This is a genomic window from Kitasatospora xanthocidica (assembly GCF_014656195.1).
GTDB classification, from domain to species: Bacteria; Actinomycetota; Actinomycetes; order Streptomycetales; family Streptomycetaceae; genus Kitasatospora; species Kitasatospora xanthocidica.
Genome location: NZ_BNBY01000042.1, coordinates 1 through 23,588, shown reverse-complemented (window position 1 = coordinate 23,588; position 23,588 = coordinate 1). Strand labels below are relative to the sequence as shown.

Here is a 23,588-nt window from a genome sequence, read left to right as displayed (position 1 = left end):
ACGACCGGCCGACCGCACCCGCGGTCGGCCGGTCGTGTTTCCGGCACCTTCCCCAGGCCCGGACCCGTCAGGCCTGGGCCCGTCAGGCGTGGGCGGCGGCGCACTCCGGGTGGCCCCAGCTGCCGCCGACCTTGGTGATCTTGTCGCCCTTGGCGTACGCGCGGCTGCACGGGCAGGTGCCCGGGAAGCGGGCGGCCAGCGTCCGGGAGGTGCCCGAGGAGCTGCGCTTGGCGGCGGTCCCACCGGAGCCGCCGGTGGCCCCGGCGCCGCCCGTACGGGCCCCGGCCCGGCTGGTGCGTGCCTTCGGGGCTGCGGCCGGGTCGGGCACCGGCAGGTCGGCGTCGGTGCCGGAGGCGTCCCGCTGGGTGCGGGCGGCGTCGCTGGCGGCCTTGTCGGCGATGGCGTTCAGCGGGTCGCCGTCCACCTGGTGGGCCGGCACGTAGACGAAGGTGACGTCCCGGCCCTCCAACAGTGCGTCGATCGCCTGGATCAGCTCCTGGTTGGCGACCGGCTTCCCGGCCGCCGTCTTCCAGCCGTTGCGCTTCCAGCCCTTCAGCCACTTGGTCACCGAGTCGCGGGTGTAGGTGCTGTCCAGCCGCACCTCCAGCGGGACGGCCGGGTCCGTCGCCGCCAGCAGCCGCCGCAGCGCCGTCAGTTCGCCCACGTTGTTGGTGCTGTGCCCGAGCGCGCCGGCCTCCCACCGCCGGGGCGCGCCGGTGGCGTCCGCCACCACGTACGCCCAGCCCGCCGGCCCGGGGTTGCCCTTGGCTGCTCCGTCACACGCTGCAATGACTCGTTCGACCATGCCCCGATCATGCCTGGTCGGGCCGCCGGGAGCCAAAGCCGGCCGCCCCCGTTTCAGATGCGGAGCAGCGGCAGCAGCAGCGCCGCCGACCAGCTGAAGTTGGTCGAGTTGCGCCCCTCCCCCGTCAGCGGGTCGTAGTTCTCCCGCAGCGGACCGTCACCGGCGAGCCCGGCGGCGGTGGCCAGCAGCCGCTCGACCGTCCGGCGGGCGTCCTCGTCCCAGCCGTGGCGGCGCAGGCCCTCGATCGCGAAGTAGGTCTGGTCGAGCCAGGCCAGGCCGCGCCAGTACCCGGCCGGGTCGAAGGACGCCGAGCTGCGGGCGACCGTCGGGAAGGGCAGCGCGGTGCCGAACTCGGCGGGGTCGAGCAGCAGGCGCCGGACGGTACGGGCCTGGGCGGGGGTGGCGGTGCCGGACCAGAGCGGGACCGCGCCCTCGATGCCGCGGCCGCGGGCGGTGAGCCGGGCGCCGGTGGCCAGGTCGGTGTCGTGGAACCAGCCGGTGGCCGGGTCGTACATGGTGTCGCGCACGGCGGTGTCGATCCGCTCGGCCCGGGCGCGCAGCCGGGCGGCGGTGGCGCGGTCGCCCAGTTCGGCGGCGATCGCGGCCAGGTGGCGGTGGTCGGCGGCCAGGTAGGCGTTCAGGTCGACGGAGCGCTGGGTGAGCGACCAGCCGAGCAGTGTCCCGTCCGCGGCCCGGTTGGGGACCACGGAGGCGGCGTCGAAGCGCGGGGCGTTGTCCATGCCGGACTCCCAGGCGGCGGCCTGCCGGCAGTCCTCCGGGGTGGCGTTGGCCGGGTCCACGGTGGCGCCGTACTCGCACAGGCCCTCGCCGTGGTGGTCCCGGGTGCGGTACCACCAGTCCTGGTAGGCGGTCAGCTTGGGCAGCATCTCGCGCAGGAAGGCCCGGTCGCCGCCGCGCCGGTAGACCTCCAGGACGGCCCAGGAGGCCAGCGGGGGCTTGGAGTTGCGCTCGTTCCAGTTGCCGCCGCCGGTGGCCGGGGCGTTGTAGAAGACGCAGTCCGGGACCATCCCGGCGTCCTGCGGGCGGTCGGCGGAGCCCGCGGGCACCTGGTGGTCGAAGACGGCCCGGATCTGGTCGGCGGCGAGGCCGGGTGCGAAGAGGGCGGTGCCGACGGCCTGCTTCCAGGTGTCCCAGGCCCAGACGCCGCTGAACCACTTGTAGGAGAGGGTGGGTGTGACGGCGTCGTGCCGGATCCGGCCGGCCGGGCTGCGCCAGTTGGTGACCAGGGTCTGCACGCACTTGACGGCGGTGCGGCGCCGGGCGGCCGGGACGCCCTCGGTCGCCCGGGCGACGTACCCGGCCCAGCGGGCGGCGCCGGCCGCGGCGATCCGCTCGGGGGCGCGCAGCGCGGCCTCCGACTCGGCGGCCGCCCGGGCCCGCTCGGCCTCGGTGAAGGTGTAGCTCTCGGTCCAGTCCAGGGTGCGGGTCTGCCCGGGCGCCAGCCGTACGGCTTCGGTGAGTTCGGTGCGGTGGGTGTCGCCGGTCAGGGTGACCCGCACGGGCCGGGCGTGCCGGACGGCGAAGCGCTCGGTGCCGTCGGTGAGGTAGTCCCAGGTCTGCCGGACGCGGGCGAAGTGCACCTCCACGCCCCGCTCGCCCGCCACCAGCCGCGGTGCCTCGCGCTGCGGGCCGGTGGCGGGGCGGAGCAGGCCGCCGGTCCAGGCGGCGCTCAGGGTACGGGCTGCCGTGCCGGTGTTGGCGAGCCGGGCGCGCAGCAGGGCGGTGCGGCTGCCGGCGAAGCGCAGGTCCAGGGTGAGGGCGAGGCCGCCGCCGAGGTCGTACGCCTGGCGGAGCAGGCCGGGCAGCGCGGCGGTGCGCGGGGGGCCGCCGGCGGTGAGGTCGAGGTCGCGGCCCTGTTCGGTGAGGTGGAGGCGGGTGAGGCCGTCGCTGAGCCACCAGGGGTACTCCTGGGCGACGTACAGCGGGCCGGTGAAGCCGCCGGGCGGGTCGGCGGGGCGGGGCAGGGCGTAGGCGTGCCAGGCGCCGAGGTCGGCGAAGACGTTGATCGGGTTGTTGCCGCCCTGGTCGCCGGGGTACGCCTGGGCGGGGGTGCCGTGCAGGTCGAGCACGTCGGCGTAGCGCTCGTCGGGCTTTGCGGCGTCCGCCGGTTCCGCGTGTGCGGCGGGGGCGCCGACGGTGCCGAGGCTGCCGGCGGCGGCGAGCGCGGCGGAGCCGGCCAGCAGGTGGCGGCGGGTCAGCGGGGTCACTCGTGCTCCTCGGTGGCGGTCGGCGACTGGACGGCTGGGGTGCGCGGGACGGCGGGGGTGCGCGGATCGGCGGCGGGGAGCCGGAGGACGGCGGCGCCGAGCGGCGCGAGGGTGACGGCCTCGCCGGTGGCGGTGGCGGTGCCGGTGAGCAGGTCGGTGCCGGGCTCGGTGAGCGGCACCCGGCGTTCGGCGGGGCCGTGGTTGAGCAGGAAGAGGTACCGGCGGCCGTCGGCGGCGTACCGGCGGGTGGCCTCGACACCCGCCGGGAGGCCCTGCAGCACCGGACCGACCCCGGCTTCGGCGAGCGGCAGGTCGAGCACTCGGCCGAGGCCGGCGCCGAGGTGGCAGCTGAGGTACCAGGCGCTGCCCTTCCCGTACCGGTGGCGGGTGACGGCGGGCAGGCCGGCCAGTACGCCGGAGCCGTAGCGGGCGAGGGTCTCGGCGCCCTCGGTCTCGATCCACTCGCTCCAGTGCTCGGCGTGCAGCTCGGGAGCCGCGTGCGGGTCGGCACCCGTGTCCCGGTCCGCGCCGTCGAGCGTGACGGTCGTGGTCGCGCCGTCCGGGATGGGCCAGTGCTCGTCGACGACCAGCCCGAACAGCTCGCGCAGCGGGCCGGGGTGGCCGCCGGGGTGGATGTGGTCGTGCCGGTCGGCGATGCCGCTGAACGGTCCGCAGACCAGGTGGCCGCCGTCCCGGACGTGGGCGGTGAGCCGGTCGGCGGTGGCGGTGTCGAGCAGGTAGAGGTTGGGGGCGAGCACCAGCCGGTAGCCGTCGAGGGCGGCCGTGGGCGGGACGAAGTCGACGGTGACGCCGCGGTCGTACAGGGCGGCGTACCAGGGGCGGAGCAGGTCGAGCCAGCGCATCCGGGCGGAGGGGTGGTCGTCCAGTTCCAGGGCCCACCAGCTGTCCCAGTCGAGCAGGACGGCGGCGTCCCCGCGCAGCCGGCTGCCGGCGAGCTCGCCGAGGCGGCGCAGTTCGGCACCGAAGCGGACGGTCTCCTGCCAGCCGCGGGAGGCGGTGCCGCGGTGCGGGAGCATGGCGCTGTGGAACTTCTCGGCCCCGGCGGAGGAGGCGCGCCACTGGAAGTGCAGCACGCCGTCGGCGCCGCGGGCCAGCGCCTGGAGGGACCAGAGGCGGTAGAGGCCGGGGCGTTTGGGCAGGTTGACCGGCCGCCAGCTGACGGCGGAGGGGGCCTGTTCCATCAGCAGCCAGGGCCGGCCGCCCTTGAGCGAGCGCATCAGGTCGTAGGTCATCGCGGCGTTGACGTGGGCACGGGGGTCGGCCGGGTCGGGGTAGGCGTCGTCGGAGACGAAGTCCTCGTGCCGGCTCCATTCCCAGTAGTCGAGGGCCTTGAGCATCGACATGAAGTTGGTGGTGATCGGTACGCCGGGCGAGACCTCGTCCAGGACGGCCTTCTCGGCGCGGTGCAGGTCGAGCAGCGCGTCCGAGCAGAACCGGCGCCAGTCCAGCAGCTGGGTCGGGTTGACCGGTCCGGGCGCGGTGCGCGGGGGCTCGATCTGCTCGAAGGAGTTGTAGCGCTGGGACCAGAAGGCCGTCCCCCAGGATCGGTTCAACTCCTCGATGCCTCCGTGCCGTTCGCGCAGCCAGTGGCGGAAGTGGGCGGCCGAGGCGGGGCAGAAGCACTCCTGGACGTGGTCGCCGTACTCGTTGTGGACGTGCCACAGGGCGAGCGCCGGGTGGTGGCGGTAGCGCTCGGCGAGCATCCGGGTGAGCCGGACGGCGGCGGCCCGGTAGGCGGTCGAGGAGGGGCAGTAGTGCTGGCGGGAGCCGAACTCCAGCCGGACGCCGTCGGCGGTGACGGGCAGCAGCTCGGGGTGGGCGCGTACCAGCCAGGCCGGCGGCGAGGCGGTGGCGGTGGCCAGGTCGACGGCGATGCCGTGCCGGTGGACGAGGTCCAGCAGCCGGTCCAGCCAGCCGAAGTCCCAGTCGTGGGCGTCGGGTTGGATCCTGGCCCAGGAGAAGACGCCGACCGTGACCAGGTTGACCCCGGCCTCGGCCATCAGCTTCACGTCCTCGGCCCACACCTGCTCGGGCCATTGCTCGGGGTTCCAGTCCCCGCCGTACAGCAGTCCGGGGACCCGGGTGAGGTGGTCTGCGGTCATCGTCGTCATCCCTTCAGCGCTCCGCCCAGCAGACCGGCCACGAACTGCCGCTGGAAGAGGAGGAAGAGCAGCATCAGCGGCAGCGTGGCCAGGAGGGAGCCGAGCATCAGGCCGGAGTAGTCGACGTGGGAGAGCCCGGTCAGGGTGTTGAGCGCGACCGGCACGGTGTAGTTCTCCTGGGTGTTGAGCATCAGCAGCGGCCAGATGAAGCTGTTCCACTGGCCCATGAAGGTGAAGATCACCAGGGCACCCAGCTGCGGCCGCACACAGGGCAGGACGACCTGGTAGAAGGTGCGCAGCTCTCCGGCACCGTCGATCCGGGCCGACTCCAGCAGCTCGTCGGGGAAGTCCAGGAAGCCCTGGCGCATCAGCAGGATGCCGAAGGAGTTGGCCAGGAAGGGCAGGATGACGGCCTGGTAGCTGTCGATCCAGCCGAGGCTGGCCATCATCTGGAACAGCGGGACCAGCAGCACCTGCAGCGGGATCATCATGGTCGCCAGCACCACGCCGAGCAGCAGCCCCCGGCCGCGGAAGCGGTACTTGGCCAGTCCGTACCCGCACATCGCGGACAGCAGCGCGCTGAGCGCGGTGTGGACGGCGGCGATGCCGAGGCTGTTGAGCATGACCCGGCCGAAGCCGATGGTCTCCTGGAGGTGGGCGAGGTTGCGCAGCAGTTCGCCGCCGGGCAGGAAGGGCGGTGGGGAGTGGAAGAGTTCCGAGCTGCTGTGGGTGCTCGCGATCAGCATCCAGGCGAAGGGCACCAGGCTGAGGACGGCGCCGAGGGTGAGCACGGCGAGGACGGCGGCACGGCCGAAGGCGGGCCCCGGGCGGGTGGCTCGCCCCGGGCGGGTGGCGGGTCGCGGGCTCATCGGCGGCGTTCCCTTCCGTAGAGCCGGAACTGGAGCAGCGACACGGCCGCGATGATGAGCACGACGACCCAGGCGATCGCGGCGGCGTAGCCGAAGTCCAGTTGCTGGAAGCCGACCTTGTAGAGGTAGACCACCGGGGTGAGGGTGGCGTCGCCGGGGCCGCCGCGGGTCAGCACGTAGTTCTCGTCGAAGAGTTGGAGGGTGCCGATGGTGGAGGTGATGACGCAGAACAGCACCACGGGCCGCAGTTGCGGCAGGATCACGCCGCTGTAGGTGCGGGCGGTGCCGGCGCCGTCGAGGGCGGCGGCCTCGTACTGGTCGCGGCCGATCGCCTGCAGTCCGGCGAGCAGGATGACGGCGTTGTAGCCGGTCCACCGCCAGGTGACCGAGCCGATCAGCGATATCCGCGCCCAGGTCGGCGAGTTGAGCCAGTCGACCGGGCCGGCGCCGAGTGCCTGGAGCAGTTGGTCGGCCAGGCCGCCGTCGGTGCGCAGCAGGACCTGGAAGACGACGGCGTAGGCGACCAGGGTGGTGATCGCGGGCAGGAAGAACACCGCCCGCCAGCCGGCCCGGAAGCGCAGCCAGGACTGGTTGAGCAGGACGGCGAGGACCAGGGCCAGGCCGATCATCACCGGCACCTGGACGGCGAGGATCAGGCCGGTGTTGGCGAGGGAGTGCAGGAAGGCCGGGTCGTGCAGCATCCGGCGGTACTGGTCGAGGCCGACGAAGACGTCGACGCCGTCGCGGCGGGCGGTGAGGCTCTGGTAGAGGCTGGCGGCCAGCGGGTAGGCGAAGAAGGCGGTGAAGAGGACGGCCGTGGGCCCGGCGAAGAGCCAGGCGGCCGTGCGCGGGGAGCGCCGCCGGCGGCGGGCGGGGGCGGCCGCGGGGGCGGGGGCCGGGGCGGACGCGCGGTCCGGCTCGCGCAGCGGGACGGGGAGGCTGCTGGTCATGGCGCCCGCTCCTACGAGACCGGTTGGCGGCCGGTCGCGGTGGCGATCTGGCGGGCGGCGGAGCGCAGCGCGGTGCCCGGGTCGGCGCCGTTGTGCAGCACCTGGTTGACGGCGGTGGTGACGATGTCGCCGGCCTTGGAGTCGTCGGCGGTGCGCTCCACGGTGGGGATGGCGCGGGCGAGTTCGGCGAACAGCCGCATGGCGGGCTGGCCGGCGTAGTAGGGCGCGGGCTGCTGGAAGTAGGGGTCGTCCAGGGCCGGGAGGAAGGCGGGGAAGAGCCCTTCCTGCCGCATCATCGAGACCTGGTTGGCCTTGTCGGCGAGCAGGTGGGAGACGAACGCCCAGGCGGTCTCCGGGTTCCGGCTCTGCGCGGTGACGCAGAGGGTGGAGCCGCCGCTGTTGGAGGTGCGGGTGCCGCCGGGGGTGAAGGCGGGCAGCGGGACGACGCCGAACTTGCCGCCGAGGTCGGCCAGGTCGGTGGTGAGGGTGCCGTCCCACCAGGCGGCGGTGGGGGTGGTGGCGGCCTTGCCGTCGTGGGTGCCGGAGACCAGGCCGTCCCAGCCGTTCTCGAAGTCCACCAGGTCGCGGTCGACGAGGTGTTTCAGCAGCGTGAGGGCGCGTTCGGCGGCGGGTGTGGCGACCGCCACCTTGCCGTCGACGAACCAGGACTGGCCCTGCTGCTGGAGCAGTTGGGCGAAGGTGGTGTCCTGTTTGCCGTCGAGGATGAGGAGTTTCCGGCCGGTGGCGTTCTTGAGGGTGGTCCCGGCGGCGAGGTAGTCGTCCCAGGTGGCGAGTGCGGCCGGGTCGAGGCCGGCCTGCTGGAAGAGGTCGCGCCGGTAGAACAGGGCGCACGGGCCGCTGTCCCAGGGCAGCGCGAACACCTGGCCCCCGGCGTCCGTCACCGTGCGCCAGGAGGCCGCCGGGTACTGGGACTTGAGCCCTTCGGCCCGGCTGGTGAGGTCGACCAGGGCGTTCGGGAAGTTGCCGATGTAGGCGGGCAGCTTGTGGCCCTCGACGGTGAGGATGTCGGGCAGGCCGCTGCCGGCGCCGAGTCCGACGGTGATCTTGTCGTAGGCGTTGTCGTAGCCGATGTCCACGACCTCGACGGTCGTTCCGGGGTGGGCCTGTTCGAAGGCGGCGCCGAGCCGCTTGAGGGCCTTGGCCGCGACGTCCCAGGACCAGACGGTGACCTTTCCGGTGGGGGTGGCGCCGGTGCCGCCGGTGAGCCGTTTGGCGTCCTGGGTGCCGGCGCCACCGGTGGCGCAGCCGGTGGCACCCGTCAACAGCAGGGCTCCGCCCGCGAGTCCGGCCGAGAGCAGTCGGCGCCGGGTCGGCGCGTGCCTCAACTCCAGTTGGTCATCGGTTGGTTGGTGATGATTTCGGTGCCGGGTTCGTGCGGACATCTTGCCTCCCGACTGGTGGATGCCGAATGCTGTATACAGAACTCAGCATTCACAAGCCCGTCAAGGCTTGTGACGGAAATCGCGGAAGGTGCCCGCATGAGCGCACGCGTTCCCCGGACCCACCCGTACATCCCCAACTCCGCCCCGCAGGTGCGCCAGGCGATGCTGGCGGCGGTCGGCGCGCAGGACGTCGAGGAGTTCTACGCCGACATCCCGGCCGCGCTCCGGCTGGACCGCCCGCTGCGGCTGCCCGAGCCCTTCGACTCCGAGGCCCGACTGGTCGCCCACCTGGACGAGTTGCTCGCCCGGAACACGGCCGTCCCGCCGGGCCGCAGCTTCCTCGGCGCCGGCTGCTACCGCCACCACGTGCCCGCCGTGGTGGACGAGATCGTCAACCGCAGCGAGTTCCTCACCGCCTACGCGGGCGAGCCCTACGAGGACCACGGCCGGTTCCAGGCGCTGTGGGAGTACCAGTCGCTGATGGCCGAACTGCTCGACGTCGAGGTCGTCAACGTGCCCACGTACGACGGCTTCCAGGCCGCCGCGACCGCGCTGCGGATGGCCGGCCGGGCCACCGGGCGGCGCCGGCTGCTGCTGGTCGGCGCGATCGACCCGGACCGGCTGTCCCGGATAGAGGACTACGTCCGGGGCGTGCACGAGCTCCACCCGGTGGCCGCCGACCCGCGGGCCGTCCGGGCCGCGCTCACCGGCGGCGACGTCGCCGCCGTCTACGCCCAACTCACCGACCACACCGGCCGGGTGGACCCGGAACTGCCGCGGTACGTCGAACTCGCCCACACGGCGGGCGCCCTGGCCGTGGTGCACGTCAACCCGATCAGCCTCGGCGTGCTCGCCCCGCCCGCCTCCTTCGGCGCCGACCTCACCTGCGGCGACCTCCAGCCGCTCGGCATCCACCCGAGCTTCGGCGGCGGCAACGCGGGCTTCATCGGCAGCGCCGACGACCAGCGTCTGGTCGCCGAGTACCCGAGCCGGCTCTTCGGCCTCGCCCCCACCGACGTCCCCGGCGAGTACGGCTTCGGCGACGTCGCGTACGAGCGGACCTCCTTCGCCCTGCGCGAGGAGGGCAAGGAGTGGGTGGGCACCGCCGCCGCCCTGCACGGCATCGCCGCCGGGGTCTACCTGGCGCTGATGGGGCCGCACGGCATGCGCGAGATCGGCGGGACGATCCTCGCCGCCACCGCCTACGCCCGGCAGCGGCTGGCCGAGGTCCCCGGCGTGGAACTGGACGACCCCGACGCCGTGCACTTCGCCGACTTCACCGTCCGCTACACCGGAGCCCGCACCGCCGCCGAGATCGCCGAGGCCCTGCTCGCCCGCGGCCTGCACGGCGGCACCCCGGCCGGGCCCGACGAGGGCCGGTACTGCGTGACCGAGCTGCACACCCGTGCCGACATCGACCGGCTCGCCGACGCGCTTCAGGAGATCGTCAAGTGACGGACCACCGGACCACCGATCCCCGTCCCACCCACCCCCGGACCACCGACCCCCGGACCACCGACCCCCGGGTCGCCCCCAAACCCGCGCTGCGCCGCTTCCACCAGGCCCGCTGGGACGAGAAGCTCGTCTTCGAGCTGGGCACGCCCGGCGAGCGCGGCGTGCTGCCGCCGCTGCCCGAGCCCGCCGTCACCGCCGCCGTCGGCGACCCCGCCGACCGGCTGCCCCCCGCACTGCGCCGCGCCGCCCCGCCCGCGCTGCCCGAACTCGGCCAGCAGCAGGTGCTCCGGCACTACCTGCGGCTCTCCCAGGAGAACCTCGGCGCCGACCTCAACGTGGACGTCGGCCAGGGCACCTGCACCATGAAGTACAGCCCCAAGGTCAACGACACCTTCGTCCGTGACCCCCGGATCGCGGCGCTGCACCCGGACCAGCACGCCTCGACCGTCCAGGGCGTGCTCGAACTCGTCCACCGGCTGGAGCAGTTGCTCAAGGAGATCTCCGGCATGGACCGGGTCAGCCTGCAGCCCGGCGCCGGCTCAGCCGCGATCTGGACCAACGTCTCCGTCATCCGCGCGTACCACGCCGCCCGCGGCGAGGCCGGACAGCGCGACGAGGTCGTCACCACCGCCTTCTCGCATCCCTCCAACGCGGCCTGCGCCAAGACCGCGGGCTACCGGGTGATCACCCTCCCCCCGGACGCCGACGGCTACCCCGACATCGAGGCGCTGCGCGCCGCCGTCGGCCCGCGCACCGCCGCACTGCTCATCACCAACCCGGAGGACACCGGGATCTACAACCCCCGGATCGCCGAGTTCGTCCGGATCGTCCACGAGGCCGGCGGCCTCTGCGCCTACGACCAGGCCAACGCCAACGGCATCCTGGGCATCACCCGGGCCCGCGAGGCCGGCTTCGACCTGTGCCACTTCAACCTGCACAAGACCTTCTCCACCCCGCACGCCTGCGGCGGCCCGGCGGCCGGCGCCTGCGGCGTCACCGCCGAACTGGCGCCCCATCTGCCCGGCCCCACCGTCGAGTTCGACGGCGAGCGGTACCTGCCGGACCACGACCGGCCGGAGTCCATCGGCAAGATCCGCCCGTACCTGGGCGTCGTCCCCAACCTGGTGCGCGCCTACGCCTGGATCATGTCGCTCGGCGCCGAGGGCCTGCGCGAGGTCGCCGAGACCGCCGTCCTCAACAACAACTACCTGCTGGACCGGGTCCGCCGGATCCCCGGCGTCTCCGTCCCGTACGCCGAGGGGCGGCCCCGGGTCGAGCAGGTGCGCTACAGCTGGCAGCGGCTCAACGAGGACACCGGCCTGCACAGCGAGGACCTCGGCCGCCGGGCCGCCGACTTCGGCACCCACTACTGGACCAGCCACCACCCGTACGTCGTCCCCGAGCCGATGACGCTGGAGCCCACCGAGTCCTACTCCCGCGCCGACCTGGACGAGTACGCGGCGATCCTCGCCGAGGTCGCCCGCGAGGCGTACGAGGACCCCGAGACCGTCCGGACCGCCCCGCACCGCTCCACGGTGCACCGGATCCGGCACGAGCCGCTGGACGACCCGGCGGTCTGGGCCGTCAGCTGGCGCGCCTACCGCCGCAAGGTCCTCGGCGAGCGGCCGTGACGGCACCGGCCGTCGGGCTCGTGGTCAACCCGGTCGCCGGCCTCGGCGGCCGGGTCGGCCTCAAGGGCAGCGACGGCGCCGAGGTCCAGCGGCGAGCCCGGGCGCTCGGGGCGCGGCCGGAGGCGGTCGACCGGGCCGCGCTGACGCTGCGCCACCTCCCCGGCGTGGAGCTGCTCACCGCCGCCGGCCCGATGGGCGCCGACGCGGCCCGGGCGGCCGGCCGGGCCGCACGGGTCGTCCACCGGCCCGCCGGACCGGACACCACCGCCGCGGACACCCGCGCGGCGGTGCGCGCCCTGGTCGCGGCCGGCGCCCGGCTGCTGCTGTTCTGCGGCGGCGACGGCACCGCCCGCGACCTGCTCGACGCGCTCGGGCCCGAGCCCCGGCTGCCCGTCCTCGGCATCCCGGCCGGGGTCAAGATGCACTCCGCCGTGTTCGCCGTGCACCCCCGGGCCGCCGCCGAGGTGGCCGCCGCCTGGGCCGCCGGGCGGGGTTGCGTTCAACTGGAAGCCGCCGAGGTCGTGGACCGCGACGAGCCGGCGCTGCGCGAGGGCCGGGTCGGCGCACGGCTGTACGGCCGGCTGACCGTCCCGGTGCTGCCCGAACGCGTCCAGCAGCGCAAGACCGGCAGCTCGGGCCCCGACCCGGCGACACCGGCCGCCCTCGCCGCCGAGGTCGCCGAACGGGTGGGCCCCGACGGCCTGCTGGTCCTCGGCCCCGGCTCCACCACCCACGCCGTCGCCACCGCCCTCGGCGCGCCGGACGCCAGCCTCACCGGCGTCGACCTGCTGCGGCTGGAGAGCACCGGGGCCGCCCGGCTGCTGCTCCGGGACGCCCGCGCCGACCAGCTCCGCACCCTGCCCGCCACCCCCTGGATCGTCCTCTCCCCCATCGGCGGCCAGGGCTTCCTGCTCGGGCGCGGCAACCAGCAGCTCACCCCCGAACTGCTGCGCCGCGCGGGCCGGGAACGGCTGCTCGTCCTCGCCACCGAGGCGAAGCTCACCGCCCTGGCCGGCCGCCCCCTGCTGCTGGACACAGGCGACCCCGCCCTGGACGACGCCCTCTCCGGGTACCTCCGGGTGATCACCGGCCGCCGCTCGGCCGCCGTCCACCGCCTCTCCGCCTGACCCCCCGCCCCTCCCCTTGCAGAGGAGTTCCCCATGATCGACCTGCACGGCAAGCGCGTGATCGTCACCGGCGCCGCCTCCGGCATCGGCCGGGCCACCGCCGCCCTGCTCGCCGAACTCGGCGCGGCCGTCGTCCTCGCCGACCTCGACGCCGAGCGCGGCGAGCAGGCCGCCAAGGACGTCGGCGGCACCTTCGTACGCTGCGACGTCTCCCGCCGCGACGACTGCGCGCGGGTCGTGCGCACCACCGTCGACCGACACGGCGGCGTGGACGTGCTGTTCAACAACGCGGGCATCATCCGCCGCTCCACGGTCACCGAGATCACCGACGAGGACTGGGACCTGGTGATGGCCGTCAACGTCCGCTCGGTGATGCTGCTCAGCGGGCTGGTCGTCCCGCTGATGGCCGCCGACGGCGGCGGCAGCATCGTCAACACCGGCTCCGGCTGGGGCATCAAGGGCGGCGGCCGGGCCGTCTCGTACTGCGCCTCCAAGGGCGCCGTGGTCAACATGACCCGGGCCATGGCCATCGACCACGGTCCGGACAACATCCGGGTCAACTGCGTCTGCCCCGGCGACACCGACACCGGCATGCTCGCCGAGGAGGCCCGCCAGCTCGGCGAGGACCCGGACGCCTTCTACGCCGACGCCGCCGACCGCCCGCTCGGCCGGATCGGCCGGCCCCGGGACATCGCCCAGACCGTCGCCTTCCTGGCCAGTGACGCCGCCGCCTTCGTCAGCGGCGCGGTCATCACCGTCGACGGCGCCGGCACCGCCTGACCACCCCGCGGCCGGGCGCCCGGCCGTCCGAGCCGAGCGCCCGGCGGATGGTGCCGGTCGCCCGGCGGATGGTGCCGGACGCCCGGCCGGTACGCTACGGAACCGGAAAGAAGGGAAGCCCGATGGCGATCGAGCGGCGTCCGCTGCGCGAGCAGGTGAAGGACGAACTCCTGGAGCAGCTCGGCCGCGGCCGGTTCACCCCCGGCGAGTCGATCAACGAGGTCCACCTCGCCGAGGAGCTCGGCGTCAGCCGCACCCCCCTGCGCGAGGCCCTGATCAGCCTGGAGCGCGAGGGCATCATCACCAGCGAACGCGGCAAGGGTTTCCGCTTCGCCCCCACCGGCAAGCAGGAGTTCCTCGACCTCACGGCGATCCTGATCGCCCTGGAGTCACTGGCCCTGCGCACCTCCGACCCGGCGCACCTGTCCGCGATCGCGCCCCGGCTGCTCGCCGAGGCCCGCGCCTTCTCCGCGCCGCTGGCACCGCACGGCACGATAGAGCGCTACGACGACGCCTGGCACGCGCTGCTGCTCTCCGGCTGCGCCAACACCCGGCTGCGCGAGATGATCGACTCGCTGAAGCTGACCCTGCACCGCTACGAACGGGTGGTGGTCGGCGACCACGAGATCCTCGAACGCGCCGCCGAGGAGCATGAGCGGATCGCCCAGTGCCTCCTCGACGGCGACGTGGACCAGGCCGTCACCGCCCTGGAGGCCAACTGGACCAGCGGCATGGAACGGATCCTGGAACGGCTGCCCCCGGCGGCCGCCCGCTAGGGTCTGCTTCCGCTACCGCTACTCGTACGGGTACGGCTACTGGTACGGCGCGAAGTCGGGGTTGGACTTGCAGCCGAGGTTCTCGAAGGTGCTGACCTTGGTGTCCGGGTCGGTGGCGGTCAGGTGGTACTTGCAGGCGCTCTTGAGGTACTTGCCCTCGACCCCGCCGGGGAAGTCGATCTCCTTGTTCCAGAGGTACGGGGACTGGTACTCGTTGAGCCGGGCGGTGGCGTTGACGTCGATGCCGCCGGGCGCGTAGATCTCGTAGACCCAGCCCGTCTTGGCGGCCCCGTAGGTGGCGAACTTCTGGGCCACCCACATCGCACAACTGGTGCTCAGGTGCGCGCTGTTCTGCCCGCCGCCCTTGACGATGTACTCGGCGAGCGGGGTCACCGCCTCGCCCCGGGGGGTGAAGCCGGCACGGAAGATGTCCTCCACCGTCTCCCGGGTGTCACCGCGCCAGAGCGTGTTGACGTCGTTGCGCCACTGCCACCGCTCGCTCGTCGCGGTGGCCGCGACCGTCTGGGCGATCTGCGGCTCGGTCGTGGTGCGCCACCAGTCCGAGGCCCGGTAGTCGCCGACCGGCCCGCAGGGGCTGGTCAGGTCGTCGTCGGCGGCCGCCCGCGGGCCCGCCACAACGGGCGCGGGGGCGGCGACCGCCGGGGCGACGGCGACGGTGGAGACGGCGGAGGCGAGCGAAACGGCGGCGAGCGCCCGCAGAGCGGCTTGCAACATGGTGAGAGCCCATCAGTTGATCAACATGACGGGCCCTTTATAGGTGTCCCGGCCGGGGGAAGACCCGGAGCGATACGCCGGAACCACTCGCAGGGGTGGATTAGTCGTACAGCGGCACGGTCCTCGACAGTCCGCTAGCCGAGCAGCTCCGGCACGCCCGGGGTCAGCCAGTGCAGCCGGTCGGCCAGGCCCACCGCGGCGAAGTGCGCGGTGGTCTCCTCCCGGCCCTCGGTGAAGTGCTCCCACGAGGTGTAGTGCACCGGGACGACCCGGCGGGCGCCGAGCGAGGCGGTGAGCGCCGCGGCCTGCGCCGCGTCCATGGTGATCAGCTCCCCGCCGCCGAAGGCCTCGAACCGGGCGGCCCCGAGGTGCAGCAGAGCGGTGCCGATGGTGAACCGCCGCCCTATCCCGTCCAGTTCGGGGATGTGGACGGTGTCGCCCGAGACGTACAGGGCCTCCTCCTCCCCCGGCACCTCCACCACGAAGCCGGTGACGTCCCCGACCGGGCCGTGCAGCCCGGGCGTCCCGGTGACCCGCAGGGTCCGGCCGTCGACGGTCAGCTCGCGGGTCTGCCACGGCGCCAGCCCGAGGGCACCGCCGCCCAGCCGGGCCGCCCCGCTGACCGTGGTCAGCACCGGGCGCCCGACGAGCAGCGTACGGCCGGTGGCGTCCAGGTTGTCGGGGTGCTCGTCATGGCTGAGCAGCACGGCGTCCACCGGGGGCAGCTCGTGCACACCGACCGCCGGGCCCTCGGTGCTGCGCAGCACCACCGGGCCGGGCCGGTACTCGGCGGGCGCGGGGTCGAAGACCGGGTCGGTGAGCAGCCGCAGTCCGCCGATCTCCAGCAGGACGGTGGCGGTGCCGATGTGGGTGGCGGTGATCTTCATGGTTCTCCTTCATCGGAATGTTCATCGGAGCGCTCGTCGGAATGACGAATCGTCGGTCAGTGGGTGCCGACGGGGCCGACGCGGAAGCGGCGCCGGTAGTCCCCGGGGGTGGTCGAGAGGTGGTCCCGGAACACCCGGTGCAGCGTCTCGACGGAGCCGAGCCCGCAGGCCCGGGCGATACCCGGCAGCGGGTGGCCGGTCCGCTCCAGCAGCCGGCGGGCGGCCTCCAGGCGCAGCTCCTCGACGTACGCCCCGGGTGTGGTGCCGGTCTCGGCGCGGAAGACCCGGGCGAAGTGCCGTTCGCTCATGGCGAGCCGGTCGGCCAGCGCGGGTACCGACAGGTCGGCGTCCAGGTGCTCGCCGATCCACCGGCGCAGGCCGCGCAGGTCGGCGCGGCCGCCGGTGCGGTGGGCGAGCGGGACGCTGAACTGGCTCTGGCCTCCCGGGCGTTGGAGGTACATCACCATGATCCGGGCGATCTCCAGCGCGAGGTCGTCGCCGTGGTCCTCGGCGACCAGGGCCAGCGTGAGGTCCATCGCGGTGGTCAGGCCCGCGCTGGTCCACAGCCGTCCGGAGCGGATGAACACCGGGTCGGCGTCCACCTCGACGGCCGGGTGGTCGGCGGCCAGCCGCTCGGCGGTCGCCCAGTGGGTGGTGACGCGGTGCCCGTCCAGCAGCCCCGCCGCGGCGGCCACATGAGCGCCCGCGCACACCGACGCGACCCGCCCGGCCCGGGGGCCGACCTCCCGCAGCCAGGCCACCACCGCCGGATCGACCCGCGGCACCGGCCCGTCCGGCCCGAGGTCCACCCGCCCCGGCACCAGCACGGTGTCCGGACGCACCCGCGACTCGTCGAGCGTCGCGGTCACGTACAGCGGCACCCCCGAGAAGGTGTCCACCGGCCCGCTCCGCTCGGCGCAGACCCGCACCTCGTACCCGGGCCGGTCCGGCGCGAGCAGCCGCCCGGCCAGGGCGAAGACCTCGGCGGGCCCGGTCACGTCCAGGGCGTTCACCCCGGCGAAGACCGGGATCACGACCAGGTGCGGAAGTCGGAGTGCGTCGTCCATGCCCCCACCCTCGCCCGGGAGCGGTGATGGCGGCAATGACGGGACTCTGCAAGATCCGGCCATCGCGCCCGTACGGCCTACGTCCCCCGGCCGACCTCCCTCGCGACCCGGGACCGATGGACGGTGCACCGGGCCAGGGCGGCAGGATGGGCCGCATGTGGGGCAAGTGGATCGACTGCCGGGTACGGCCCGGAGCGCGCGGGGTGTTCGCCGACGGCCAGCGGCGCTGGTCGGCGATCTCCGACCAGCCGGGCCTGATCGGGCAGACCGGGGGCTGGGCGCCGGACTCCGACCGGGCCCTGCTGCTCGCCCTGTGGGCCGACGAGCCCGCGTACCTCCGCTTCCTGCGCGACCGCCACGAGCCGGTCGCCGAGGCGGCGGCGCAGCAGGGCAGTTGGACGGCGATCGAGGTGGCGGCCGGCCCGGTCGTGCTCACCGTGCCGGGGGCGGCGGCCTCCCTCCCCGACGCACTGGCCCGCGCCACCGTGCTGCGCGCCGCCGACTGCCGGCTCCGCCCGGGCCGTACCGGCCATTTCCTGGACGTCCAGCGCCGGGTCTGGTCCCCCGGCATGGCGGCGGCCGACGGCATGCTGGCCGGCACCGTGACCCGGCTGGCCGCCGACCGCTACCTCGTCACCACTCTCTGGACCAGCCCGGAGACGCACCGGGCGTACACCACCCGCCACTTCCCGGACCTGCTCGCCCGCGCCGACGTCCCGGCCGACGTGCGCGAGCTGACCGGCCACCTGGTCCCGCTCGATCCGACGTGGCTGGTACGCGGAGAACCCGAAGCGGGCTGAAGGGTCTCAGCGGGCGCGCTCCGGGGCTCCCCGGGCCGTGGGTCGCTCAGTGCGCGGGGGCGGGTGTGTCGGCCGAGGCGTGCAGCAGCAGGTCACGCAGGGCGGCGGCGGTGTCCGAGGGCTCGGCGGGGGTGAGGACGACCTGGTCGGCGGTGGTCGAGGGGCCGGTGAGCGGGATGACCCGCAGGCCGGGCGGCCGGTGGTCGAGGGCGGATTCGACCGTGATGCCGATGCCCGTTCCGGCGGCGACGTGGGCGGCGATGGCGTGCACGCTGTCGGCGGTCCGGATGATGCGCAGGTCCGCTCCGCCGATGTGGAAGGCGGACAGCAGCCGGTCGCAGAGGCCGCTGTTGATCTGGTGGGGCCAGGTGAGCAGATCGGTGGTGGACAGTTCGGCGGCGCTCAGTTCGGTGTGCCCGGCGAGGGGGTGCGCGGCGGGGACGAGTGCCATGAACCGCTCGGTGGACAGCACCCGCGCGCGGACGCCGGTGACGTCGCCGGTCGCCCAGCCGATGCCCAGCCCGATCGTGCCGGCCCGCAGGGCGGTGACCTGGGCGGTGGTCCGCATGGCCTCCGGCACGATCGTCACGTCCGGGAACCGCTCGCGCAGCCGGGGCAGGCAGCGCAGCAGCAGCTGCTGGCCGGTGTACTCGGCGTGGGCGACGACCAGGGTGGAGCGGGCGGCCTCGCCGGCGGCCAGGGAGCGTCCGCGCTGCTGGAAGCGGCGCAGCTGGGCCAGGGCGGCGCGGGCGTCGGGCAGCAGCGCCTCGCCGAGGCCGGTCAGCGTCACCCGGCGGCTGGTGCGGTGGAACAGCCGCCCGCCCAGGGTGTTCTCCAGCCGTCTGACGGCGTCGCTGACGGTCGGCTGGCCCCGGTGCAGGCGCGCGGCGGCTCGGCCGAAGTGGAGTTCCTCGGCGACGGCGACGAACGCTTCCAGTTCGATCCTGTCCACGGGAGCAGGCTAACCCGATCGATCGGTGGGACCGATCGCTGGGGGTCGGAGTTCGGCGTTGATGGTCTGCCGGGCGCGCGGTGTGATGGCTGGGCAGGCAGGGGCCCCACGAACCGAACGAGCAGGGCCCCACGAACGGGAGCAGTGAGAAGTCATGACGGTCAATGAGGTCGAGCGCGGGCAGGACGCACCGGAGGTCACGGTGACGGTGGTCTTCCACTCGGTGCACGGGCACACCCGGGTCCTGGCCGAGCACCTCGCGGACGGGGCCCGGCTCGTGCCGGGTGCCCGGGTGCACCTCGTCGGGATCCGTGCGGAGGAGGTGGTCGCCGGCCGCTGGCACGACCCGGAGGTGCTGGCGCTGCTGGACCGCTCGGACGCGATCGTGTTCGGCTGCCCGACGCTGATGGGCAGTGTGTCGGCGGTGTTCAAGGCGTTCATGGAGGCCGCGTTCACGCCGTTCCTCACCCAGGCGTGGAAGGACAAGCTGGCCGGCGGCTTCACCATGTCCGCCTCGCAGAGCGGCGACAAGCTGATGGTCCTGGAGCAACTGGCGGTCTTCGGCGCGCAGATGGGCATGCAGTGGATCGGCGTGGGCGACATGCCGGGCAACAACTGGAGCGGCGGCCACCGCGACGACGTGAACCGGCTGGGCTCCTGGCTGGGGCTGATGAGCCAGAGCCACGCCGACCTCGGGTCGGAGCGGGCCGGGTCGCCCGGCGACCTGATCACCGCGGCCCGGTACGGGGAGCGGATCGCCCGGCTGGCCCAGCGCTGGGTCAACGGCCTGCCGTACGACACGCCGCGGATGACCGAGCACGAGGCGCGCGCCCTGTCCGCCTCCCTCCGGGACGCCGCCCTCCAGGGCGCCTGATCGGTGGCCTCCCCGTACCGGCGCCGGTACGGGGAGGCCACCGCGGCCCTTACGGGCGGTGGTCGTCGCAGAACCAGCCGCCCGGGTACAGCCGTGCCCCGGTCGCATCGCACGGGATCCGCCCGGCCGAGCAGCGGCCCGCCCGTACCGGCGGGATGACCCGGCCGGCCGGCGGCGGCACGCTCGCCGTCACCGGCGGGGCGTACGCCTCCCCCGTGGTCCTGGGCGGCAGCGGCGGGGACGGCGTGCGGCGCCGCCGTTCGCCTCCCGGGACGGGCTCCGCCACCCGGTGCCCGGTCGAACTCCCGCGCTGCCGGGGGATCGACGGCCTGGGGATCAGTCGGTCGAGGTCGAGGAGTCGGTCGAGGTCGGGTCGGTCGAGGTCGAGGAGGCGGTGGAGTGCGGTGCTGAAGGCCTGGTCGGGATTGGGGAGTTCACCGTCGGGGAGTTCACCGTCGTACTCGTTCATGGCGTCTCGTCTCTGCCATCAACCACGAGTGGGAGCTTCCAGTCTGCACCGGGACACCGACAATCGGACACACCGCGTTACGGTGCTCACGGACGGACACCCCGGTGCACGGAGGGCGCGATGAACGGACAGGTCGGGCAGGACGGGCCGGAGCGGCGCTTCGAGGTGCGGGCGATCGGGCGGGTGGAGTCGCCGCTGACGGAGCGGGCGGGGGCGCCCCGGCAGGGGGACGAGGGCGCGCCGGAGGCCTGGCTGGTGTTCGACCCGTCGGTGACGCGGGGCCTGCGGGACCTCGCGGTCGGGCAGGAGGTGCTGCTGCTGACCTGGCTCGACCGGGCCGACCGGGAGGTGCTCGCGGTGCACCCGCGCGGGGACCGCTCCCGGCCGGAGACCGGTGTGTTCGCCACCCGCTCGCCGGACCGGCCCAACCCGATCGGCCTGCACCGGGTGACCGTCCTGGCCGTGGACGGCCCGCGGCTGCGGGTCAGCGGTCTGGAGGCGATCGACGGCACACCGGTGCTGGACGTGAAGCCGGTCCTGCCGGGCCGCTCCGAACGGTAGCCCGGGCAGGCCTCGTCCGGGCCCGGCGCAAGGCCTTGGCCCGCACCTCACCCCGCCTTCCGGAATCAGGTAATCCGCTTGCCCGGTGGGGCGGGTACGGACGATCCTTCCCCCATGGAACCCCTGGAAGCACCGGAAACCCCGGCCGGTCACGCGTCGCCCCAGCCCGTCATCGTCCTGGGCGAGGTGACGCTGCGCCGCTTCGCGGGCGAGGCGGACCTGCCCGAGCTCTGCAGGGTCATCGAGGAGTCGCTGGACCACCTGCGGCCGTGGATGGCGTGGGCCGGCGAGCACAGCCGCGCCCGGACCGCCGAGTACCTGGCCGCCCGGGCGGAGCGCTGGGCGAGCGGTGCCGACTACGCCTACGCGATCGTGCTGGACGGCGCCGTCGTCGGCGCCTGCGGGCTGCACCGGCGGGAGGAGACCCCGGACGACGTCCGCGAGATCGGCTACTGGCTGCACCCCGCCGCCACCGGGCGCGGCCTGGCCACCCGGGCCGCGGCCGCCCTGGTCGAGCAGGCGTTCCGGCTGCCCGGGGTGGAGCACGTCGAGATCGTCCACGACCCGGCGAACCTGGCCAGCGGCGCCGTCCCGGCCCGGCTCGGTTTCACCGTCCGGCTGCGCCGCCCCGCCGAGGCGACCGCCCCGGCCGAGTCCGGCGAGGAGCAGATCTGGCGGCTCAGCCGACCGTAGAGCCCGTCGTCGAACCCCTCCCCCGGTTCCGCCGTCACGGTTAGTGATCTTGGACGGATAGGCTGCCGTGCTGTCAGGTCCTCACGCTGAGGACGGAGCTGATCAGGATCGGTGGGTGTACGGAGATGATGGGACCGGCGCATTCGTTGTCGGGCGCGGCGGCTTGGCTGGGGGTCGGCGCGGTCGCGGCCGGGATGGGGGAACCGATGCCCTGGCCGGTCCTGCTGGCGGGGGCGCTGATCTGCGCGGGCGCCGCCCTGGCACCCGACCTCGACCACAAGGCGGCGACGATATCCAGGGCGTTCGGGCCGGTGTCCCGGGCGCTCTGCGAGGTGATCGACAACCTCTCGTACGCCGTCTACAAGGCCACCCGGGGCAAGGGCGACCCGCGCCGCTCGGGCGGCCACCGGACGCTGACGCACACCTGGCCGTGGGCGCTGCTGTGCGGGGCGGGCGCCGCCGCGGTGGCCGGGTTCGGCGGCCGCTGGGGCGTGCTGGCGGTGCTGTTCGTGCACATGGTGCTGGCGATCGAGGGCCTGCTGTGGCGTCATGCCCGGGTGTCCAGTGACGTCCTGGTGTGGCTGCTGGGGGCGACCAGCGCCTGGATGCTCGCGGAGGTCCTGGACCGGCCCGGCAACGGCTCGCACTGGCTCTTCGACCAGCCCGGCCAGGAGTACCTGTGGATCGGGCTGCCGATCGCGCTCGGCGCCCTGGTGCACTGCCTCGGCGACGCGCTGACCGTCTCGGGCTGCCCGGTGCTGTGGCCGATCCCGATCGGGCGCAAGCGCTGGTACCCGATCGGCCCGCCGAAGGGCATGCGGTTCCGGGCCGGCAGCTGGGTCGAGCTCAAGGTGCTGACCCCGGTCTTCATGGGAGCGGGCGGCGTCTGCGCGGTCGGCGCCCTCGGCTTCTTCGGCAACGGCTGAGGCCGGGCCCGACGGGCTTCACGGGCCTGACGGGCCCCACAGGGCGGACGGGCTTGCCGGGTGAACCCCGGCGGTCCGCCGTCGTGGGGGTAACGGGCGGACCGCCGGGCGCGCCGGCCGGACGGGACGGTCCGGCGGCGCCGGGGAGCGGACGCGGCGGAGGACCTCACCTCCGCGCGGAGCGCCCCTTAGAACCCCGCGGTCCCGCCGCGGACCCTCACCCGCGGCATCGTGCGCCCGTTCCCACGCCTCGGAGACCCCGCCCGGCCGCGCCGATAACACTTTCCGCTCCGGGCGGCGGCCGGGGCCCGGTCCTCCGAACGGCGGACCCATGCAGTCGGCCGACCGCGCGCGGGTCCGCCGACACCCGGCCGGGACGCTTGTACTGACCTGTCCGTTTCCTGATACTTCCGGTCAGCGCTGTCAGGGGCAGATCATTCGCCGTGCTTCCGAACAGCACGCCGGGGCCGCCCACCGTCTGACCGCGCCTCACGCCCCCATCCCCAGGGGCCTCTCACTCCCAGGAGGAGACCGGTGAGGACCAAGCGCAGGAACCCCCACCCCGGCACCACCCGACGCCGTACCCGGCTGCTCGCCGTCGCCCTCGGCCTGCTGACCGCCACCGCGGTCGCCGTGCCGGGCGCCGCGGCCGACCCCACCGGCGCCGCGGCCGACCCCACCGGCTCCGCCCGGCCCGAACAGCTCGCGGCCGTCAGCGACGCCGTCCTGCGCGCCGAGGTCGACGGCACCGCCTGGTACGTCGACGAGGCCGCCGGGCGGGTGGTGGTGACCGCCGACAGCACCGTGCCCACCGAGGCGCTCGACCGGCTCGCCCAGGCCGCCGGCGGCGACACCTCCGTCCTGACCGTCCGGCACGTCCCCGGCGCCTTCACCCCGCTGCTCGCCGCCGGCGACGCCATCTACGGCGGCAAGTACCGCTGCTCGCTCGGCTTCAACGTGCGGGACAGCCACGGCTACTACTTCGTCACGGCCGGGCACTGCGGCAACGTCGCCTCCCAGTGGTACACCGACGCCGCCCACCACACCTCGATCGGGCCGACTCTCAGCTCGACCTTCCCCGACCACGACTACGCCCTGGTCCGCTACGACAACTCCGCGCTGAGCCGCCCGGGCGGCTTCACCTCCGCGCCGAACGCGGTCGTCGGCGAGCAGGTCACCCGGCGGGGTTCGACCACCGGCGTCCACGGCGGCAAGGTCACCGGGCTCAACGCCACCGTGCGCTACAGCGACGGCGGCGGCACCGTACGCGGGCTGATCCAGACCGACGTCTGCGCCGAGCCCGGCGACTCCGGCGGCCCGCTGTACGACGGCACCAAGGCGCTCGGCCTCACCTCGGGCGGCAGCGGCAACTGCACCGTCGGCGGCACGACCTTCTTCCAGCCCGTCAACGCCGCGCTCACCGCGTACGGGGTCAACGTGTACTGATCCCCCGCCCTCCCACGGAACGGCCGTCGGC

The 23,588-nt window shown here is 74.3% G+C and carries 22 protein-coding genes; 11 read left to right on the top strand and 11 right to left on the bottom strand.

Annotated features, from left to right (window positions below):
• Positions 1–82: 82 nt before the first annotated feature.
• The 6 genes from IE332_RS37470 to IE332_RS37445 are packed head-to-tail and all read right to left on the bottom strand — an operon-like array spanning position 83 to position 8,321.
• Entirely contained in the window at positions 83–805 is a 723-nt protein-coding gene (locus IE332_RS37470; protein WP_189925608.1) for a ribonuclease H family protein, read from the bottom strand.
• 53 nt (positions 806–858) lie between these two features.
• Complete coding sequence (locus tag IE332_RS37465) at positions 859–3,033, bottom strand: MGH1-like glycoside hydrolase domain-containing protein (RefSeq protein ID WP_189925606.1); 2,175 nt, start codon at positions 3,031–3,033, stop codon at positions 859–861.
• Positions 3,030–5,156: a beta-galactosidase gene (locus IE332_RS37460; RefSeq protein WP_189925603.1), complete on the bottom strand. Its 2,127-nt coding sequence runs from the start codon at positions 5,154–5,156 to the stop codon at positions 3,030–3,032. The genes IE332_RS37465 and IE332_RS37460 overlap by 4 nt, the downstream gene beginning before the upstream one ends.
• Positions 5,157–5,161: 5 nt before the next feature.
• Positions 5,162–6,025, bottom strand: coding sequence for a carbohydrate ABC transporter permease (locus IE332_RS37455; RefSeq protein ID WP_189925601.1), 864 nt, complete (start codon positions 6,023–6,025; stop codon positions 5,162–5,164).
• Positions 6,022–6,975, bottom strand: coding sequence for a carbohydrate ABC transporter permease (locus IE332_RS37450; RefSeq protein ID WP_189925599.1), 954 nt, complete (start codon positions 6,973–6,975; stop codon positions 6,022–6,024). Before IE332_RS37450 ends, IE332_RS37455 begins: the two co-directional genes overlap by 4 nt.
• 11 nt (positions 6,976–6,986) lie before the next feature.
• A complete protein-coding gene (locus IE332_RS37445) occupies positions 6,987–8,321 on the bottom strand; it encodes an ABC transporter substrate-binding protein (protein ID WP_229929225.1) in 1,335 nt (444 codons plus the stop codon).
• Positions 8,322–8,474: 153 nt separating this feature from the next.
• Between IE332_RS37445 and gcvPA the strand changes: the two genes are divergently transcribed.
• From gcvPA to IE332_RS37420, 5 genes are all read left to right on the top strand, one after another.
• On the top strand, positions 8,475–9,833 hold the full coding sequence (gcvPA, locus tag IE332_RS37440) for an aminomethyl-transferring glycine dehydrogenase subunit GcvPA (RefSeq protein WP_189925595.1): 1,359 nt from the start codon (positions 8,475–8,477) through the stop codon (positions 9,831–9,833).
• On the top strand, positions 9,830–11,464 hold the full coding sequence (gene gcvPB, locus IE332_RS37435; RefSeq protein WP_189925593.1) for an aminomethyl-transferring glycine dehydrogenase subunit GcvPB: 1,635 nt from the start codon (positions 9,830–9,832) through the stop codon (positions 11,462–11,464). The genes gcvPA and gcvPB overlap by 4 nt, the downstream gene beginning before the upstream one ends.
• Positions 11,461–12,591: an ATP-NAD kinase family protein gene (locus tag IE332_RS37430; RefSeq protein WP_189925591.1), complete on the top strand. Its 1,131-nt coding sequence runs from the start codon at positions 11,461–11,463 to the stop codon at positions 12,589–12,591. The genes gcvPB and IE332_RS37430 overlap by 4 nt, the downstream gene beginning before the upstream one ends.
• Before the next feature lie 33 nt (positions 12,592–12,624).
• Positions 12,625–13,371: an SDR family NAD(P)-dependent oxidoreductase gene (locus tag IE332_RS37425; protein ID WP_189925589.1), complete on the top strand. Its 747-nt coding sequence runs from the start codon at positions 12,625–12,627 to the stop codon at positions 13,369–13,371.
• 122 nt (positions 13,372–13,493) lie between these two features.
• Complete coding sequence (locus IE332_RS37420; RefSeq protein WP_189925586.1) at positions 13,494–14,147, top strand: GntR family transcriptional regulator; 654 nt, start codon at positions 13,494–13,496, stop codon at positions 14,145–14,147.
• 36 nt (positions 14,148–14,183) lie between these two features.
• Here the strand turns inward: IE332_RS37420 and IE332_RS37415 are convergent, their stop codons facing one another.
• The 3 genes from IE332_RS37415 to IE332_RS37405 all read right to left on the bottom strand — a co-directional run bounded on the left by IE332_RS37415 (position 14,184) and on the right by IE332_RS37405 (position 16,836).
• The gene (locus tag IE332_RS37415) at positions 14,184–14,882 is read right to left on the bottom strand and encodes a scabin-related ADP-ribosyltransferase (RefSeq protein WP_229929224.1); all 699 of its coding nucleotides are present in this window, start codon (positions 14,880–14,882) and stop codon (positions 14,184–14,186) included.
• Between the two features lie 134 nt (positions 14,883–15,016).
• Positions 15,017–15,769, bottom strand: a complete 753-nt coding sequence (locus IE332_RS37410; protein ID WP_189925585.1) for an MBL fold metallo-hydrolase — start codon at positions 15,767–15,769, stop codon at positions 15,017–15,019.
• Positions 15,770–15,825: 56 nt separating this feature from the next.
• Entirely contained in the window at positions 15,826–16,836 is a 1,011-nt protein-coding gene (locus IE332_RS37405) for a GlxA family transcriptional regulator (RefSeq protein WP_189925583.1), read from the bottom strand.
• Between the two features lie 116 nt (positions 16,837–16,952).
• Between IE332_RS37405 and IE332_RS37400 the strand changes: the two genes are divergently transcribed.
• Complete coding sequence (locus IE332_RS37400; RefSeq protein WP_189925581.1) at positions 16,953–17,636, top strand: DUF4937 domain-containing protein; 684 nt, start codon at positions 16,953–16,955, stop codon at positions 17,634–17,636.
• Between the two features lie 46 nt (positions 17,637–17,682).
• Here IE332_RS37400 and IE332_RS37395 read toward each other — a convergent pair whose 3' ends face one another.
• The gene (locus tag IE332_RS37395; protein ID WP_308437657.1) at positions 17,683–18,588 is read right to left on the bottom strand and encodes a LysR family transcriptional regulator; all 906 of its coding nucleotides are present in this window, start codon (positions 18,586–18,588) and stop codon (positions 17,683–17,685) included.
• Between the two features lie 154 nt (positions 18,589–18,742).
• Here IE332_RS37395 and IE332_RS37385 point away from each other — a divergent pair, with 154 nt between their 5' ends.
• Positions 18,743–19,462 carry a flavodoxin family protein gene (locus IE332_RS37385; protein WP_189925579.1) on the top strand — a complete coding sequence of 240 codons (720 nt, stop codon included), beginning with the start codon at positions 18,743–18,745 and terminating at the stop codon, positions 19,460–19,462.
• A 49-nt stretch (positions 19,463–19,511) separates the two neighbouring features.
• Here IE332_RS37385 and IE332_RS37380 read toward each other — a convergent pair whose 3' ends face one another.
• A complete protein-coding gene (locus tag IE332_RS37380) occupies positions 19,512–19,931 on the bottom strand; it encodes a hypothetical protein (protein WP_189925577.1) in 420 nt (139 codons plus the stop codon).
• A gap of 120 nt (positions 19,932–20,051) precedes the next feature.
• Here IE332_RS37380 and tsaA point away from each other — a divergent pair, with 120 nt between their 5' ends.
• From tsaA to IE332_RS37360, 4 genes are all read left to right on the top strand, one after another.
• Positions 20,052–20,492, top strand: a complete 441-nt coding sequence (gene tsaA, locus IE332_RS37375) for a tRNA (N6-threonylcarbamoyladenosine(37)-N6)-methyltransferase TrmO (RefSeq protein WP_189925575.1) — start codon at positions 20,052–20,054, stop codon at positions 20,490–20,492.
• 114 nt (positions 20,493–20,606) lie between these two features.
• Positions 20,607–21,185: a GNAT family N-acetyltransferase gene (locus IE332_RS37370; protein WP_189925573.1), complete on the top strand. Its 579-nt coding sequence runs from the start codon at positions 20,607–20,609 to the stop codon at positions 21,183–21,185.
• A gap of 125 nt (positions 21,186–21,310) precedes the next feature.
• Positions 21,311–22,111 carry a metal-dependent hydrolase gene (locus tag IE332_RS37365; protein ID WP_189925571.1) on the top strand — a complete coding sequence of 267 codons (801 nt, stop codon included), beginning with the start codon at positions 21,311–21,313 and terminating at the stop codon, positions 22,109–22,111.
• Between the two features lie 534 nt (positions 22,112–22,645).
• Positions 22,646–23,557, top strand: coding sequence for a S1 family peptidase (locus tag IE332_RS37360; protein ID WP_189925569.1), 912 nt, complete (start codon positions 22,646–22,648; stop codon positions 23,555–23,557).
• Positions 23,558–23,588 lie beyond the last annotated feature (31 nt).